The sequence below is a fragment of the Bradyrhizobium sp. Pa8 genome, assembly GCF_052588265.1.
The window spans coordinates 96,168-113,311 of record NZ_CP176767.1; the positions used below are offsets into that span (position 1 = coordinate 96,168).

Genomic DNA, 17,144 nt, shown 5'->3' on the forward strand with positions numbered 1-17,144 from the left:
GACAAGGACGGGGCTGGAGCAAGGGCAGATGGCGGTCAAGACGGACCATCGTGGCAACAGCCGGGTTGTTTTCGAGCGCGGGATACCGGCCCAGATGATGGGGATCGACGGCACCTGGCGGCGCGAGTGCACCATGGAGGACGTCTCCGAGAGCGGCGCCAAGCTGACCATCGACGGCTCGGTCGAAGGCCTGCATCTGAAGGAATTTTTTCTCCTGCTGTCGTCCACCGGACTTGCGTACCGGCGCTGTGAGCTGGCGTGGGTCAATGGCGACCAGATCGGCGTCAATTTTCTCAAGCTCGGCGACAAGAAGAAGAAGGCGCGTTCCACATCCGTTGGGGCGTGACGGCCACACCCGTCGTACAACCGTCACGGCGGGTGGTTAAGGCGGTTAAGACGCGGTGCGGCCGATTGCGGTCCGTGTTAGGATTGCTGCGTACGCGAACTTCAAAAGTTCTTAAGTCCAGGATTCCGGGAAAGACGAGTCTGAGAAGGCGAACGATGTCCGTCAAGCCGACCAAAGCCATGGTGCTCGCCGCGGGGTTCGGGCTGCGCATGCGTCCGTTGACGGAGAAGATGCCGAAGCCGCTCGTGCCGGTGGCCGGCCAGCCGCTGCTGGATCATGTGCTCGACAAGCTCGGCGACGCCGGCGTGACCGAGGCGATCGTCAATGTGCACTATCTGCCGGACCAGATCATCAGCCACACCGCATCCCGCCAGCATCCGCGCGTGACCATCTCGGACGAGCGCGACCAGGTGCTCGGCACCGGCGGTGGTGTGGTCAAGGCGCTGCCGCTGCTCGGCGATGCGCCGTTCTTCCACGTCAATTCCGACACGCTGTGGATCGACGGCGTGCGCTCGAACCTGACGCGGCTTGCGGAAAACTTCGACCCTGAGCGCATGGACATCCTGCTGTTGATGGCGCCGACCGCGACCAGCATCGGCTATAGCGGCCGCGGCGATTACGGCATGCTGCCCGACGGCGCCCTGCGCAAGCGCAAGGAAAAAGAGGTCGTTCCATTCGTCTATGCCGGCGCGGCGATCCTGTCGCCCTCGATCTTCGCCGATGCGCCGACGGGCGAGTTCTCGCTGACCAAAATGTTCGACCGGGCCAACGAGCAGGAGCGGCTGTTCGGCCTCCGCCTCGACGGCGTCTGGATGCATGTCGGCACGCCCGATGCCGTGCATGCGGCGGAAGAGGCGTTTCTGGAGAGCGTGGCGTAAGGCTGCTCTCGCGAGGCGGCCACAGTGCCGTAGGGTGGGCAAAGCGGAGCGTGCCCACCACTCAAGCCGAAACTCGGATGCAAAGCATGGTGGGCACGGCGCAAGGGTGCCTTTGCCCACCCTACGATGCCTGCGGAGTCCGGCGAACAGCGGGGAAGATCTGCCCCAGCCCATATCCATTTGAATCCGCCTCCCTATATTGGCGCCTGACTCCCGAATCAGGCAGCCCATGCGCGTTTTCAGCGTTCCCATCTCTGTTCCGTTCCTGCGCACGGTCGTCTCGAGCCTGCTCGACGGCCGGCTGGTCGACGGCTTCGAGGCGCGCAAGGAACCGGCGCGGCTTGCGGATGCCACGCTGTACCTGCCGACCCGGCGCGCCATGCGTGTCGTGCGCGAGATCTTTCTGGAGGAGATGAAGGCAGACGCAGTGGTGCTGCCGCGCATCGTTGCGCTCGGCGACATCGACGAGGACGAGCTCGCGTTTACCGACGAGGGCGAGCAATTTTCCGGCGCAACGCCGCTCGACATTCCGCCACGGCTCGGCGAGCTCGAACGGCGGCTGACGCTGGCGCAACTCGTCGCGGCCTGGGCCAAGGGCCCGGTGCTATCGCCGCTGGTGGTCGGCGGCCCCGCCTCGACACTCGCGCTGGCCGGCGATCTCGCACGCCTGATCGACGACATGGTGACCCGCGGCGTCGATTGGAGCGCGCTCGACGGCCTGGTGCCGGATATGCTCGACCGCTACTGGCAGCACTCGCTCGAATTCCTGCGCATCGCGCGCATTGCCTGGCCCGGCCATCTCGCCGAGATCAACCGGATCGAGCCTGCGGCGCGGCGCGATCTCCTCATCGCGGCGGAAGCCAGGCGGTTGACCGCGCATCCCCATGGTCCCGTGATCGCCGCCGGCTCCACCGGCTCGATGCCGGCCACAGCGAAATTCCTGCATGCGGTCGCATCGCTGCCGCATGGCGCCGTGGTGCTGCCGGGCCTCGACACCGATCTGGACGAGGACGCCTGGCGCACCATCGGCGGCGTACGCGACGCGCTCGGCAAGTTCGCAGAGCATCCGGCGTCGAACCATCCGCAATATGCCATGCACGCGCTGCTGGACCGCCTTGGCATCAAGCGCAGCGACGTCGACATCCTCCAGCCGCCGGCGGAACGCGGCCGCGATCTGCTCGCATCGGAATCGATGCGTCCGTCGGCCAAGACGGAAGTCTGGCACGACCGGCTGAAGCAGCCTGACGTCGCCGCGAAGATCGCGGGCGGCATGAAGAATCTCGCGGTCGTCGAAGCCCCCAATCCTGAAATGGAAGCGCTTGCGATCGCCATTGCGATGCGCGAGGCGCGCCATCTCGACAAATCGGCGGCGCTGGTGACGCCCGACCGCGCGCTGGCGCGGCGGGTGATGGCCGCGCTGACGCGATGGGATCTCGCCTTCGACGATTCCGGCGGCGATGTGCTGATGGAAACGTCCGCCGGCGTTTTTGCGCGTCTGGCATCGGAAGCGGCGACGAAGGGATTGGAGCCGCCGACGCTGCTGGCGATGCTGAAGCATCCGCTGTGCCGGCTTGGCCGGCTGCCTGGCGGATGGAAGACGGCGATCGAGGGCCTCGAGCTTGCGGTCCTGCGCGGCACGCGGCCGCCTGCGGGCACCGCGGGCCTGCTGCGCGAATTCAATCGTTTCCGCGAGGAGCTGGCAAAGCTGTGGCGCAGCGAGGTCTCGGCGCTGCACCACGCGGAGCCGCGCGCGCGTCTGAAGGCGGAGGACCTCGATCGCATCCAGGCGCTGATCGATGCCCTGCGACAAGCGTTGGCGCCGATCGAGAGTCTCGCGTCATCGAAACCGTACGACTTCGCCGAGCTCGCGCACCGGCATCGCGAGATCATGATCGAGCTGTCACGCGACGACCAGGGCATCCCGCTCGCCTTCGAGGAGCGCGAGGGCTTGGCGCTCGCAGCCGCCTTCGACGACCTCCTGCGCGGCGGCACCACCAGCGGATTGATGGTGACGCTGCCTGACTATGCCGACGTCTTCCAGACCGCGTTCAGCGACCGCGCGGTACGGCGGCAGGACAAGCCCGGCGCGCGGCTGCAGATCTACGGCCCGCTGGAATCGCGTCTGATGCAGGCCGACCGGATCATCATTGGAGGCCTGATCGAAGGCGTCTGGCCGCCGGCGCCGCGCATCGATCCCTGGCTGAGCCGGCCGATGCGGCACGAGCTTGGCCTCGATTTGCCGGAGCGCCGTATCGGCCTCTCCGCACACGACTTCGCGCAACTGCTCGGCGGCGGCGAGGTGATCCTGACCCATTCCGCCAAGGCCGGCGGCGCACCGGCGGTCGCCTCGCGCTTCCTGCACCGGCTCGAAGCCGTCGCGGGTGACGAACACTGGAAGACTGCCATACGCGCCGGCGAAAAATACGTGCAGTTCGCGGGCGCGCTCGACCAGCCCGACGAGGTCAAGCCGGTCAAGCAGCCCGAGCCGCGGCCGCCGCGCGCGACCCGGCCGCTGAAGATGTCGGTGACCGCGATCGAGGACTGGTTGCGTGATCCCTACACGATCTACGCCAAGCACATTTTGCGGCTCGACGCGCTCGATCCCGTCGACATGCCGTTGTCGGCCGCCGACCGCGGCTCGGCGATCCACGATGCGCTCGGCGAGTTCACTGAAAGCTACGCCGCGCGCCTGCCCGACGATCCCGCGCGCGTGCTGCGCGCGATCGGTGAAAAGTATTTCGCGCCGCTGATGGAGCGGCCCGAAGCGCGGGCGCTGTGGTGGCCTCGATTCCAGCGCATCGCGCGCTGGTTCGGCGAATGGGAGACGGCGCGGCGTGACGTGATCGAGTCGATCACCGCGGAGACGCGGGGCGAGATCTCGATCCGGCTCGACCACGAGCGCAGCTTCCAGCTTTCCGCCCGCGCCGACCGCATCGAGCGGCGCCAGGGCGGCAGCTACGCCATTCTCGACTACAAGACCGGCCAGCCGCCGACCGGCAAGCAGGTCCGCATGGGCCTGTCGCCGCAGCTGACGCTGGAAGCGGCGATCCTGCGCGAGGGCGGATTCCCTGACATCGACGCGGGCGCATCCGTCAGCCAGCTCGTCTATGTGCGCCTGAGCGGCAACAATCCGCCGGGCGAGGAGCGCATCCTCGAGCTCAAGTATAGGCAAGGCGACGAGCCGCAGCCGCCGGACACGGCCGCCGCCGAAGCACGCGCCAAGCTCGAGGCGCTGATCCGCGCCTTCGAGGACGAGAATCAGGCGTACACCTCGCTGAACCTGCCGATGTGGACCAACCGCTACGGCACTTATGACGACCTCGCCCGCATCAAGGAATGGTCCGCGGCCGGCGGCCTGGGGATCGAGGAATGGTGAAGCTGCCGCGCCCCATCCCGGATGAAGTGCGCGCAAGGCAGGCGCGCGCGTCCGACCCGACCGCGTCGGCGTTTGTGTCGGCCAATGCCGGCTCGGGCAAGACCCACGTGCTGGTGCAGCGCGTGATCCGCCTGCTGCTGTCGGGCGTGCCGCCGGAAAAGATCCTCTGCATCACCTTCACCAAGGCCGCCGCCGCCAACATGGCCGAGCGCGTGTTCACCACGCTTGGCCATTGGGTGACGCTGGACGATGCCGGACTCGACGCAGCGATCCGTGCGGTCGGCATCCCGCATCCAAATGCAAAACTCCGCCGCGACGCGCGAAAGCTGTTCGCCTGCGCGCTGGAGACGCCGGGCGGGCTGAAGGTGCAGACCATCCACGCGCTGTGCACGCGCCTGCTCCAGCAATTTCCGTTCGAAGCCAACGTGCCGGCACGCTTTGCCGTGATCGACGAGCGCGACCAGACGGACATGATGGAGCGCGCCAATCTGAAGGTGCTGCTGGAGGCCGCGCGCGATCCGGAGACCGTCACCGGCCGCGCGCTGCTGACCGCGATGGCGAGCGCCGCCGACGTGACTTTCAAGGAGGTCGTGCGCGAGGCCTGTCTCAGCCGCGATCATTTCATGGCCTGGACCGACGAGGCCGGCAACGCCGGGGCAGCTGCTGCGCAGATGGCGGCGGTGCTGGGCGTCGATGCGAGCGACCGCATCGAGGACGTCGAGACGGAGATTCTCGACGGCCCGTTCCTGCCGCGGTCGCGCTGGGACGACATCGCCTTCGCGCTGGAAGACGGCACCACTTCCGACAAGAGCCAGGCCGCTCGTTTCCGCGAGGCCAAGGTGTTTTCCGGTGCCGCGCAGGTGGATGCCTATCTCGGCGTCTTCCTCACCGACGAAAAGCTGCCGCGCAAGGCGGTGCTGACCAAGAAGTTTGGCGATCACAGCCCATCTGTCGCACGGCTGTTCGAGAACGAGGTGCAGCGCCTCGGCGGATTGATCGAGAGGCGCCGCGCGGTGACCATGCGCGACCGCACCGCGGCCCTGCTGCACATCGCGACCGCGGCCGCCGCAAACTACCGCCGTGAGAAGCAGGAGCGCGGGCTGCTCGACTACGACGACCTCATCGACAAGACGCTGGCGATGCTCGACCGCGTCTCCTCGGGCTGGGTGCATTACAAGCTCGATCGCGGCGTCGATCACGTGCTGATCGACGAGGCCCAGGATACGAGCCCGCGGCAGTGGGACATCGTCGCGCATATCATCTCCGAGTTCACCGCGGGCGAAGGCGCGCGCGAAGGGTTGAGCCGCACCGTCTTTGCTGTCGGCGACGAAAAGCAGTCGATCTTCTCCTTTCAGGGCGCCCAGCCCCGAGAATTCGACGCGCGCCGGCGCGAGCTGCACCGCAAGTTCACCGCCGCCGGCCTGAAGTTCGATCCGGTCGCCTTCACCTATTCGTTCCGCTCGGGCGCGGCGATCCTGCACTCGGTCGACCACGTCTTCCGCGAGCCCGCGATCTACAAGAGCATCCATTCGGTCGAGATCGGCCATCCCCTGCACAATGCGCTCGCCGATGCGGGTCCGAGCGTGATCGAGCTGTGGGATCTCGCCGAGGCCGATGACAGGCAGGAGATCGAGGGCTGGCGCGCGCCGTTCGATGGCGTCGCCACCACCAGCCCCGAGGTGAAGCTCGCCCGCCGCATCCAGACCGAGATCAAGCAACTGGTCGAGAGCGGCACGCTGACCGGACACGAAGGCGAGCGCCGCCCCCTGCGCTATGGCGACATGCTGATCCTGGTGCGCCGGCGCGGCAATGCGTTCGACGCCGTGATCCAGGCGCTGAAGCACGCCAACGTTCCGGTCGCCGGCGCCGACCGGCTGAAGCTGACCGAGCACATCGCGATCATCGACCTGATGAATCTTGCAGACGCGCTGCTGCTGCCGCAGGACGATCTCGCGCTCGCGGTTGCGCTGAAGAGCCCTCTGTTCGGCCTCGATGACGACGACCTGTTTCAGCTCGCCTGGGGCCGCAAGGGGTCGCTGCGCCGCGCGCTTGGCGAGCATGCCGCCACAAGCGAGACGTTCGCCACGGCACTGCGGCGGCTTGAGGCCTGCGAGGCGCGGTCGCGCGACGAGACTCCGTTCGCCTTCTACGCCTGGCTGCTCGGCGGCGACGGCGGACGCGCGCGCATCCTGCGCCGGCTCGGCCATGAGGCCAACGACGCGCTCGACGAGTTTCTGGAGCTGGCGCTGAATTACGAGCGCAAGGCGCCGGCCTCGCTGCAGGGTTTCATGGCCTGGCTGCGCTCGGCCGACACCGAGGTGAAGCGCGACATGGAGATCTCGCGCGACGAGGTGCGGGTCATGACGGTGCACGGCGCCAAGGGCCTCGAAGCCTCTGTCGTGTTCATGGTCGACACGACATCATCGCCCGCGGATTCGCAGCGGGTCCGGCTGATCCACGTGCCGCGCGGCAATGGCGGCGAAGTCGTGGTCTGGGCCGGGCGCAAGGCCGATGATCCCAAGCCCGTCGCCGACGCACGCAAGGCCATGATCGAGGAGACCGAGGACGAGTATCGCCGCCTGCTCTATGTCGCGATGACGCGCGCGGCCGATCGGCTGATCGTCGGCGGCTGCATGCCCGGCAACATGAAGACGGTGCGCAAGCTGAGCTGGTACGATTTGATCGACACCGGGCTCACCGGCTCGGGCCTGGACAAGCAGACGATCGAGACGCCGCTCGGCAAGGTGACCCGATTCGCCCGGCCGGAGGATGTCGCGGCGCTCGGCACGCCTGCGATGTCGCTGGATCAATCGATCGCATTGCCGGACTGGCTGCGGACGCCGTTACCGCGCGAGACCGTCGATGATGATCCCGTGCGCCCCTCCGGCCAGTCGGCCGAGGAAGGCCGTAGCGTGCGATCAGGCGAATCGGTCCAGTCCCGCGCGGTGGCGCTGCAGCGCGGCACGCTGGTGCACCGGCTGCTGCAATCCCTCCCCGACATCGCCCCTGACCGCCGGCGCGAGGCCGCGCTCGGGTTCATGGCACGCAACGCGCCCGACTGGACGGAGGCCGACCGGACCGCGCTGGCCGGCAAGGTTCTCGCCCTGATCGCCGAACCGCGCTTTGCCCCGGTGTTTGCCGCCGGCAGCCGTGCCGAGGTCTCGATCGTCGGCCGATTGGACCGGCCGGGGCGGCCGCCAGCGCTGGTTTCGGGACAGATTGACCGGCTGGTCGTTCGTCCGGACGAGGTTTTGATCGTCGATTTCAAGACCAACCAGGCGGCGCCCAAAAGCGCGGCCGCCGCGCCCGCCACCTATGTTCGGCAGCTTGCGCTGTACCGGGCTGTGCTGGCGCGGCTTTATCCCCAAAAGCCGATCAGGGCCGTTCTGCTCTGGACCGAGGCCCTTGAATATATGGAGATTTCAGCCCCCGCGCTGGACGCGGCGCTGGCATCCCTTCATCTCAGTGTGAGCGTCCTTGACCCGGCAAGGGGCCGTTCATAGGTTGACGCCATGATCCCAAGCGCGATTCCCATCCGCGCCGATTCTTTCAACCGAGTGAGGTACTCCAATGGCCGTTAGCAAGGTTTCCGACGCCGATTTCGAAGCCGAAGTGCTCAAGGCGAACGGCCCCGTGGTCGTCGATTTCTGGGCCGAATGGTGCGGCCCCTGCCGCATGATCGCACCCGCCCTCGACGAGATCGCCGGCGCGATGGGCGACAAGGTTAAGATCGTGAAGCTCAACGTCGACGAGAGCCCGAAGACGGCCTCGAAATACGGCGTGATGTCGATCCCGACGCTGATGATCTTCAAGGGCGGCGAGATGGCCTCCCGCCAGGTCGGCGCCGCGCCGAAGGCGAAGCTTCAGCAGTGGATCACCTCGGCGGTCTGATCCGCTTCGCGTGTAACTGAGAATTCTTCAACGGCCGGCAACACGCCGGCCGTTTTGTTTTTGCTCGACGGCAATCATGCCGATCTCGTTTTGGCGAGTTTGGCGAGACTGGAGAGAACATCGGGAAAATCCGACGCGACAGCCGGACCGATCTCGGACGCTTGCGGCCCTCGCGCGTCGACCACGTAAACGATCCGCGTGCGCCCTGGCCCAAGGGATTCGATGCGATGGGCGACCTTGATGACGAGATCGCCGACTCGCGTTTCGTCGATGAAGCACGCGTTCTCGCGAACCTCGATCAGCTGCGAGCGCAGCGCCTCCTCGCCCGGAGGCTTCATCGTGAACCAGGTCCCGGCCGCAAACGGCCCGTCAATGTCGATCTGCTCGATACCTGCGTTCCAAGTTTTCCAACCCGGCACATCGCGGAAGATGCTCCAGATCGTCTCTGCGCCTGCCGATGTCTCGATGGCAAATTCGTTTCGCCAGACATGTTCGTCGTCCATGGCGCCTCCCTCTTTGACAGGTACGCATATAACAAGCGCGCTTATCGAGAAGTCAAACCGGGCTGCGAAGACGCTTACTTGATCCACCCTGTCCCGAGCGCGTTCGCCAGCTCCGGCTGGCCATTGTGGCGTGCGAGCGCGGCCATCGCTTCGTGATCGTAGACGACTTGGCGGAACGTCACCTGCCAGGCACCGTCGATGAGTTCGAGGATCGCATAGCGCGCGTGCGCCGTGCCGGCTTCGACGACATGCGGGAATGGATGCACGTCGCGATAGCCGGGGCTGCCGACGCTGCCGGGATTGACGATCAGCCGGCCGTCGCGCAACCGCACCGCGCGGGCGAGATGGGTGTGGGCGCAGAGGATCAGCGACTGCGCGACGCCTTGCGCGAACTGCTCGATGCGGTCGAGCGGCGATAGCGCGACCGTGCCGTCGGGATGCACGGTATCGAGCCAATAGACCTCGTCGTCATCGGGCGTCGCATGGCAGAGGAAAACCTGCTCGCGAAACACCCGCCTCATCGGCTGCGCGCGCAACCAGTCGAGCTGGGCGGCATTGAGCGCTTCGTAGGCGGGACGGTCCCATGAACCCATCTTTTCCGCCGGACGGTCGAGCAGATAGCGGTCGTGATTGCCGAGCACGTGCACGGCGGCGAGCTGCATCAGGATCTCGATGGTCCGGCGCGCATCGAGCGGGCCGCTCAGCATGTCGCCGAGATTGACGATGTCGGCGATGCCCTGCGCGCGGATGTCGGCAAGTACCGCCTCCAGCGCGAGATGGTTTCCGTGGACGTCGGCAATCGCGGCAAAACGCATTGGCATTCCCAATCTCGTATCGAAGACACGAGACTTCCTATGCAGGAGGCGTGCCGTTGATGCCCAACACATGGCCGGCGAGGTACAGCGAGCCGGTGATCAGGATGCGCGGCGGCACTTCGTAGGCAAGCCGCGCGAGCGAACGCAGCGCGGCTTCGATGCCGGGCGCGGTCTCGACGCGCATGCCGAGGCTGCGCGCGGCATCCGCGAGGCGGTCGACCGGCATCGCATTCTCGGTGTCGGGGATCGGCACCGCGATGATGTGGCGGGTCAGGCCGGAGAAATTGGCGAGAAAACCTTGCGCGTCCTTGTTGGCCATCATGCCGGCGATCACGACCAGCGGACGCGACACCCGCTCCTCGAGATCGCCGAGCGCGGCTGCTGCAACGCGCCCGCCTTCGGCATTGTGGCCGCCGTCGAGCCAGATCTCCGAGCCCTGCGGCCCGAGCGCGAGCAGCTCGCCCGAGGTGATGCGCTGCATCCGCGCGGGCCATTCGGCACCGACGATGCCGGCCTCGAAGGAAGCCTGATTGATCTTGAAAGCCGGAATCGCGCGCAGCGTTGCGATCGCGAGCCCCGCATTGTCGAACTGGTGGCGGCCGAACAGCCGCGGTGCCGTGAGATCCATCAGGCCGCGATCGTCGGAATAGACCAGACGTCCGTGCTCGACATTGACGTGCCAGCTCTCGCCCGCGGCAAACAGCGGCGCGCGCATGCGCCTGGCCTGCGCCTCGATCACGGCCATCGCCTCGCCCGTCTGCTCGGCGCAAATCACGGGCACGCCGCGCTTGATGATCGCCGCCTTTTCGCCGGCGATGGAGGTCAGCGTATCGCCGAGGAAATCCATATGATCCATGCTGATCGGTGTGATCACGCAGGCCGCCGGCGTGTCGATCACATTGGTCGAATCGAGCCGGCCGCCGAGGCCGACTTCGAGCAGCACGACATCGGCGGGGTTCTGCGCGAACAGATGGAAGGCAGCGGCGGTCTTCAGCTCGAACACGGTCGCGGCTTCGCCCGCATTGACCTGCTCGACCTCCTCAAGCGCCGCGCGCAATTCGTCGTCGCCGACGAGCACCCCGCCGCCGACGCGGCCGAGCCGGAAGCATTCGTTGATGCGGACGAGATAGGGCGAGGTGTAGGCATGGACCCGCAGGCCTGCAGCCTCCAGCGTCGCGCGCAGATAAGCGAGCGTCGAGCCCTTGCCGTTGGTGCCGGCGATATGAATCACCGGCGGTAGCTTGCGTTCAGGGTGGTCGAGCCGCTCGAGCAGGCGGTGCATCCGCTCGAGCCCGAGATCGATACGCTTTTGATGCAGGGCCGAGAGCCGCCCGATCAATTCACCGAGCGGCGACTTTGCGTTGTCAGAGGACGCGTTCACGCGTGCGGCGCGGCCGGCGCCGTCTCGGCGGCCGAGACGATCTGCGCCGGACTGACCACCGGCTGCACCGATTTCGATGCGCCTTCCTGCGCCGGCGCCTTGGTCAGCAGGCGGCACAGCCGAGCCAGGGTCGGGCGCAGTTCGTGACGATGCACGACCATGTCGACCATGCCGTGATCCTTCAGATATTCGGCACGCTGGAAGCCTTCCGGCAATTTCTCGCGGATGGTCTGCTCGATCACGCGCGCGCCGGCGAAGCCGATCAGCGCGCCGGGCTCGGCGATCTGCACGTCACCCAGCATCGCATAGGATGCGGTGACGCCGCCGGTGGTCGGGTTGGTCAGCACGACGATGTAGGGCTGTTTCGCCTCGCGCAGCATCTGCACCGCGACCGTGGTGCGCGGCATCTGCATCAGCGACAGGATGCCTTCCTGCATGCGCGCGCCGCCCGATGCGGCGAACACGATGAACGGCGATTTCTTCTCGACCGCGAGCTCCAGCCCGCGCACGATGGCTTCGCCCGCGGCCATGCCGAGCGAGCCGCCCATGAAATCGAAATCCTGCACGGCGACGACGGCGGCGGCGCCTTCGAGCTTGCCATAGCCGACCTTGATCGCGTCGTTCAGATTGGTGCGCGCGCGGGCATCCTTGATGCGGTCGACGTACTTTTTCTCGTCACGGAACTTAAGCGGATCGGGCGTGACGTCGGGCAGCGCGACGTCGTACCAGGTCTCGTTGTCGAAGATCGACTTCAGACGCGCCACCGCGCCCATGCGCATGTGGTAGTTCGAGCCGGGGATGACGAACTGGTTGGCCTCGACGTCCTTGTAGAACACGAGCTGTCCGGAATCCGGGCACTTGATCCACAGATTCTCCGGCGTCTCCCGTCGCAGCATGTTGCGGATCTTCGGCCGAACCACATTGGTAAGCCAGTTCATGGTTTGCTCCGATGTGCGAGCCCCGCGGAAGGGCCGCTGAAGGATATATGGCGGCCGGGCCTCTGCCCGGCAAGCCGCAGTGTTCGCCCGCCCCAGAAGCGGAATTATGGCCTATTCGGCCGCCTGTTTCGCGCCCTTGACGCCCTGGGCCAGCGCCGCGGTCAGCTCGGCCACGGCGTTAACGGTTTTGGCGGTCGCGCGGCCCTCGGCATCGAGGCTGTTCTTGAGCGCATCGACCAGCGCGGTGCCGACCACCGAACCATCGGCCTTCTCGGCAATGGCGCGCGCCGACTCCGGCGTGCGGATGCCAAAGCCAACGCAGATCGGCAGCTTGGTATGCCGCTTGATGCGCGCGACGGCTTCACCGACGGCATTCGCGTCCGCCGCCGCGGCACCGGTGATGCCGGCGATAGAGACGTAGTAGACAAAGCCTGATGTGTTCGCGAGTACCGCGGGCAGGCGCTTGTCGTCGGTGGTCGGGGTCGCGAGGCGAATGAAGTTCAGGCCCGCCTTCAGCGCGGGAATGCAGAGCTCGTCGTCTTCCTCCGGCGGCAAATCGACGATGATCAGGCCGTCAACGCCGGCCGTCTTGGCATCGGCCAAAAACTTGTCGACGCCGTAGATATAGATCGGATTGTAATAGCCCATCAGCACCAGCGGCGTGACGTTGTCGTCCTTGCGGAAGCCGCGCACAAGCTCCAGCGTCTTCTTCAAGGTCATGCCGTTCTTGAGCGCGCGCAGACCTGCCGCCTGAATCGAGGGACCATCCGCCATCGGATCGGTGAAGGGAATGCCGAGTTCGATGACGTCGGCGCCTGCCTTGGGCAGCGCCTTGACGATATCGAGCGACGTCGTGAGATCGGGATCGCCGGCCATCACGTAGGTGACGAAGGCCGAGCGGCCCGCTTTCTTCAGCTCGGCAAAACGGGTGTCGATACGCGTGGTCACTTGCTCTTGCCCCTCAGGATGTCGCCGACCTGCGGGACGTCCTTGTCGCCGCGGCCGGAGAGATTGACGACCATCAGGTGATCTCTCGGCCGCTTCGGCGCGAGCTCCATCACCTTGGCGATGGCATGCGCGGGTTCGAGCGCGGGGATGATGCCTTCCAGCCGCGACAGCAACTGGAATGCTGCGAGCGCCTCGTCATCGGTCGCGGAGAGATAGTTGACGCGGCCGATCTCGTGCAGCCAGGAGTGCTCGGGACCGATGCCGGGATAGTCGAGGCCGGCGGAGATCGAATGCGCGTCCTGGATCTGGCCGTCCGCATCCATCAAGAGATAAGTGCGGTTGCCGTGCAGCACGCCGGGACGGCCGCCCGCGATCGAGGCCGCATGCAGCTGCGTGAGCCCATGGCCGGCGGCTTCGACGCCGAAAATTTCGACGGAGGGATCGTCGAGGAAGGGATGGAACAGGCCCATCGCGTTCGAGCCGCCGCCGATGCAGGCAACCAGCGAATCCGGCAGGCGGCCTTCGACCTCCTGCATCTGCGTCCTGGTCTCGTTGCCGATGATCGACTGGAAGTCGCGCACCAGCGTCGGATAGGGATGCGGGCCCGCGACCGTGCCGATGCAGTAGAACGTGTTGTGCACGTTGGTGACCCAGTCGCGCAGCGCCTCGTTCATGGCGTCCTTCAGCGTGCGCGTGCCCGACTGCACCGGGACCACCGTCGCGCCCAGCATCTCCATGCGGATGACGTTGGGCTGCTGCCGCTCGACGTCGACGGCGCCCATATAGACAACGCATTCCAGGCCAAAGCGCGCACACAGCGTCGCGGTGGCGACGCCGTGCTGGCCGGCGCCGGTCTCGGCGATGATGCGCTTCTTGCCCATGCGCCGCGCCAGCATGATCTGGCCGAGCACGTTGTTCACCTTGTGCGAACCGGTGTGGTTGAGCTCTTCGCGCTTGAGGTAAATCTTGGCGCCGCCGAGATGCTCGGTGAGGCGTTCGGCGAAATAGAGCGGCGAGGGCCGGCCGACATAGTTCTTGAGATAGCCGTTCATCTCGGCCTGGAAGGCTGGATCGGCCTTCGCCGCGGTGTAGGCCTTTTCCAGGTCGAGGATCAGCGGCATCAGGGTTTCGGCGACGAAGCGGCCGCCGAAAATGCCGAAGTGCCCGCGGTCGTCGGGACCGCTGCGGTAGGAATTTGGTTTGGCGATGTTCATCGAACGCTCAACTCTTGACTTGCATCTTGGGTGGCGCGCGCGGCGCGAATGAAGGCCTTAATCATCTCGGGATCCTTGACGCCGGAGGCGCTCTCGACACCGGAGGAGACGTCGACGCCGCCGGCGCGCGTGACCCGAAGAGCCTCGGCGACGTTGTGGGCATCAAGTCCGCCCGAAACCATGTACGGCAGCTTGAGTTCCAGGTTTTCGAGCAGATGCCAATCGAAGGCCGCGCCGAGGCCGCCGGGACGTGTCGCGTCCTTTGGCGCCCGCGCGTCGAACAGGATGCGATCGGCAACCTCTGCGTAGCCAGGCAGCACGGCGAGATCGGCGGCGGTTGCGACCGGTACCGCTTTCATCACCGGACGGCCGAACCGTTGCTTGATGTCGCGCAGCCGCGCGACGCTCTCCTTGCCGTGGAGCTGGAGAATGTCCGGCGACAGCGCGTCCATGATGTTGTCGAGCGTGGCGTCGTCGGCATCGACCGTGAGCGCGACCTTGAGCGCGCGCCGCTTCACCTGGCGGCCGAGGTCGCGGCCAAGCTCCAGAGAGACGTGCCGTGGCGACGGCGGAAAGAACACGAGCCCCACCATGTCGGCACCGGCGTCGAGCGCTGTTTCGAGCGTCTCGCGCGTGGACAGGCCGCAGATTTTGACGAGCAGGGACATGGTCTCAAAGCAGCTGAAGGCCGCGGGTCTGCGGCCGTAAAACCGGGTTTTCGGTTGCGGCCGCTTCTACAACGTCGCGCGCTGCTTGTCTCGCCCGATTGGCCCGTAAAGGCCCACCCCGGCGGGAACGGGGAGGTGCCGGGGCTGGGGCTTCGCTGCGGCCGCCTGGGCCCGCAGATCGGCCAATTCGGTCCGGGCAGCCCGCGCATCCGCATCATTCCGGCGCGCCGCGCGCCGCCAGTGCCGCTGGCCGAGCCAGACCGCGCAGCCGCCCGCGAGGACCCCGAGGGCAGCCACCAGGATGAGGAGCAGGAACAGCGGCAACGTCACCGAGAATGACGGGTCGTTCGTAATGAAGGGGTCGAAAGAGACCGTGACGAAATGCCGGTTGGCGACGGCGAAGGTCACCAGGATCAGGCCCAGCGGAATTACGATCAGCGCGGTCAGGAACTTTCGCATCTCGCTTCGCTCGCCTTGAATCAAGCTTCCGGCCGCATCTCTCGCGACCGCGGAAAACCCTGACGCCGGTCTCAGTCTGGCGCGCCTGGATCCGGATGGTCGCGGTTCAGCCGTTCGCGCATTTCCTTGCCGGTCTTGAAGAACGGAACGCTCTTCTGGTCGACGGGCACATGGGCGCCGGTGCGCGGATTACGCCCTGCGCGCGCAGGGCGATGCTTGACCGAGAAGGCACCGAAGCCGCGCAACTCGACGCGATCACCGCGCGCGAGAGCCGCTACGATTTCTTCGAGAATCGCATTCACAATGTTCTCGACATCCCGCTGGTACAGATGCGGGTTGTGCTCGGCGATACGCTGAACAAGTTCGGATTTGATCATCGAGAGAATTGACCCGGAAGCGTGCGGATGACCATTTCCGTGAAAATACTGTGATCTGTCAAGACGCTAAATGAAGGTTGAGCGTCGGGAAAATGCGTGACAAATGCCGAAAAAGCGGGCCGCCCCGCTACCCGCCAGACGGGAAAAGCCTCTGAAGCTCGCCCGGTTCCATCAATTTGACGCAGCCGGCTGCCACAGGGCCAGCATTCCATCCATTCCGAGCCGATCGACGGCCTGCGCGACGCCGGTTTGCCCGATCTGATGCGCAATCGAGCCTAAACCAAGCGCTTCCAGCGTGACGACGGCAGCCGTTTTGAGGAACGGCAGATCGCCAAAGCGGGGCTGGAGCTTGTAATCGCGGACGGTGAGGCCCTTCTTGACGCCCTTCTGCTCGACCAGCCAGGTCACGGCGGTCTTCTCGTCGCCGAGCTGATCGATCAGCTTGAGATCGATCGCCTGGCGTCCGGTGAAGACGCGGCCATCGGCGACTTTTTCGAGCTGCGTGTCATCCATGCCACGCCGCTCCTTCACCAATCCCCTGAACCAGGCATAGGAATCCTTCACCAGCGCATCGAGCGCGGCGCGTGCCTCGGGGCTGGTCGGCTCAAAACCGTTCGGCGCGGCCTTCAGCGGCGAGGATTTGACCTCCTCGACCTTCACACCGACGGTCTTCAGCAACTCCGTGACGTTGGGAAACTGGAACAGCACGCCGATCGAACCGACCAGCGAGCTCTGCTGGGCAATGATGTGGTCGCTCGCGATCGCGGTGATGTAACCGCCGGACGCAGCGAGGCCTTCGACCACGACGACGAGCGGCTTCTTCGCCTTCAGCCGCACCAGCGAGTCATAAAGCTGCTCGGAGCCGGCGGTGGTGCCACCCGGCGAGTTGATGTGAATGATGACGGCGGCGGCCTGCGAGTTCTCCAGTCGCTCCAGCGCCTGGGTACGATCGGAGTCGCTGCGGATCAGGCCATCGATCTGGACCCGCGCGATCGAGCCGGCGGATGCGAACGTGCCGCGCGCACCGGGTGTTGCGATCAGCGCGAAGCCCGCAATCGCCGCGATCGCGATCAGCGCAGCCATCACGCGCCAGAACGTCAGCTTGCGACGAATCCTGCGGCGATCGACGATGATGTCCGAATCGAGCGACATCGGAATATCTCCAAATGAAAGGCTGGGCGCGTTGTGCCGTCACAGCGTGACTATTGGCTTATCTGGATACATCAATTGCGGCGCAATTTGAAGAAAACAAGGCTGTGAGCTGCCGAGGAAGCCACCACAAACCCATTCGTCGTCCCCGCGACCGCGGGGACCCATAGCCACAGGAAGCAGTTGTGACGCACAACTGGC

Annotated in this window: 15 protein-coding genes; 5 read left to right on the forward strand and 10 right to left on the reverse strand. The window is 66.0% G+C overall.

Annotation, left to right across the window (positions count from 1 at the left end):
- The first annotated feature begins 28 nt into the window (after positions 1 to 28).
- From ACKWRH_RS00405 to trxA, 5 genes are all read left to right on the forward strand, one after another.
- Entirely contained in the window at positions 29 to 346 is a 318-nt protein-coding gene (locus ACKWRH_RS00405) for a PilZ domain-containing protein (RefSeq protein WP_014490931.1), read from the forward strand.
- 155 nt (positions 347 to 501) lie between these two features.
- Complete coding sequence (locus ACKWRH_RS00410) at positions 502 to 1,224, forward strand: nucleotidyltransferase family protein (RefSeq protein ID WP_445218874.1); 723 nt, start codon at positions 502 to 504, stop codon at positions 1,222 to 1,224.
- 229 nt (positions 1,225 to 1,453) lie between these two features.
- Complete coding sequence (addB, locus tag ACKWRH_RS00415) at positions 1,454 to 4,600, forward strand: double-strand break repair protein AddB (protein ID WP_445218875.1); 3,147 nt, start codon at positions 1,454 to 1,456, stop codon at positions 4,598 to 4,600.
- Positions 4,594 to 8,103 (forward strand): double-strand break repair helicase AddA, encoded by a 3,510-nt coding sequence (addA, locus tag ACKWRH_RS00420; protein WP_445218876.1) that lies wholly within the window; start codon positions 4,594 to 4,596, stop codon positions 8,101 to 8,103. Before addB ends, addA begins: the two co-directional genes overlap by 7 nt.
- A gap of 67 nt (positions 8,104 to 8,170) precedes the next feature.
- A complete protein-coding gene (gene trxA / locus ACKWRH_RS00425) occupies positions 8,171 to 8,491 on the forward strand; it encodes a thioredoxin (protein ID WP_008540017.1) in 321 nt (106 codons plus the stop codon).
- Between the two features lie 74 nt (positions 8,492 to 8,565).
- Here the strand turns inward: trxA and ACKWRH_RS00430 are convergent, their stop codons facing one another.
- The 10 genes from ACKWRH_RS00430 to sppA all read right to left on the reverse strand — a co-directional run bounded on the left by ACKWRH_RS00430 (position 8,566) and on the right by sppA (position 16,946).
- Positions 8,566 to 9,081, reverse strand: a complete 516-nt coding sequence (locus ACKWRH_RS00430; protein ID WP_445218877.1) for an SRPBCC family protein — start codon at positions 9,079 to 9,081, stop codon at positions 8,566 to 8,568.
- Positions 9,069 to 9,809: a metallophosphoesterase family protein gene (locus tag ACKWRH_RS00435; protein WP_445222595.1), complete on the reverse strand. Its 741-nt coding sequence runs from the start codon at positions 9,807 to 9,809 to the stop codon at positions 9,069 to 9,071. The genes ACKWRH_RS00430 and ACKWRH_RS00435 overlap by 13 nt, the downstream gene beginning before the upstream one ends.
- A 37-nt stretch (positions 9,810 to 9,846) precedes the next feature.
- A complete protein-coding gene (locus ACKWRH_RS00440) occupies positions 9,847 to 11,190 on the reverse strand; it encodes a bifunctional folylpolyglutamate synthase/dihydrofolate synthase (RefSeq protein WP_445218878.1) in 1,344 nt (447 codons plus the stop codon).
- Positions 11,187 to 12,128: an acetyl-CoA carboxylase, carboxyltransferase subunit beta gene (gene accD / locus ACKWRH_RS00445; RefSeq protein ID WP_028155439.1), complete on the reverse strand. Its 942-nt coding sequence runs from the start codon at positions 12,126 to 12,128 to the stop codon at positions 11,187 to 11,189. Before accD ends, ACKWRH_RS00440 begins: the two co-directional genes overlap by 4 nt.
- A 111-nt stretch (positions 12,129 to 12,239) precedes the next feature.
- Positions 12,240 to 13,076, reverse strand: a complete 837-nt coding sequence (trpA, locus tag ACKWRH_RS00450; RefSeq protein WP_445218879.1) for a tryptophan synthase subunit alpha — start codon at positions 13,074 to 13,076, stop codon at positions 12,240 to 12,242.
- Complete coding sequence (gene trpB, locus ACKWRH_RS00455; protein ID WP_445218880.1) at positions 13,073 to 14,290, reverse strand: tryptophan synthase subunit beta; 1,218 nt, start codon at positions 14,288 to 14,290, stop codon at positions 13,073 to 13,075. Before trpB ends, trpA begins: the two co-directional genes overlap by 4 nt.
- Positions 14,287 to 14,958, reverse strand: coding sequence for a phosphoribosylanthranilate isomerase (locus tag ACKWRH_RS00460; protein WP_445218881.1), 672 nt, complete (start codon positions 14,956 to 14,958; stop codon positions 14,287 to 14,289). Before ACKWRH_RS00460 ends, trpB begins: the two co-directional genes overlap by 4 nt.
- Before the next feature lie 66 nt (positions 14,959 to 15,024).
- The gene (locus ACKWRH_RS00465; RefSeq protein WP_445218882.1) at positions 15,025 to 15,417 is read right to left on the reverse strand and encodes a lipopolysaccharide assembly protein LapA domain-containing protein; all 393 of its coding nucleotides are present in this window, start codon (positions 15,415 to 15,417) and stop codon (positions 15,025 to 15,027) included.
- Positions 15,418 to 15,488: 71 nt separating this feature from the next.
- Entirely contained in the window at positions 15,489 to 15,794 is a 306-nt protein-coding gene (locus tag ACKWRH_RS00470) for an integration host factor subunit beta (protein ID WP_007598410.1), read from the reverse strand.
- Between the two features lie 171 nt (positions 15,795 to 15,965).
- Complete coding sequence (sppA, locus tag ACKWRH_RS00475; RefSeq protein WP_445218883.1) at positions 15,966 to 16,946, reverse strand: signal peptide peptidase SppA; 981 nt, start codon at positions 16,944 to 16,946, stop codon at positions 15,966 to 15,968.
- Between the last annotated feature and the right edge of the window lie 198 nt (positions 16,947 to 17,144).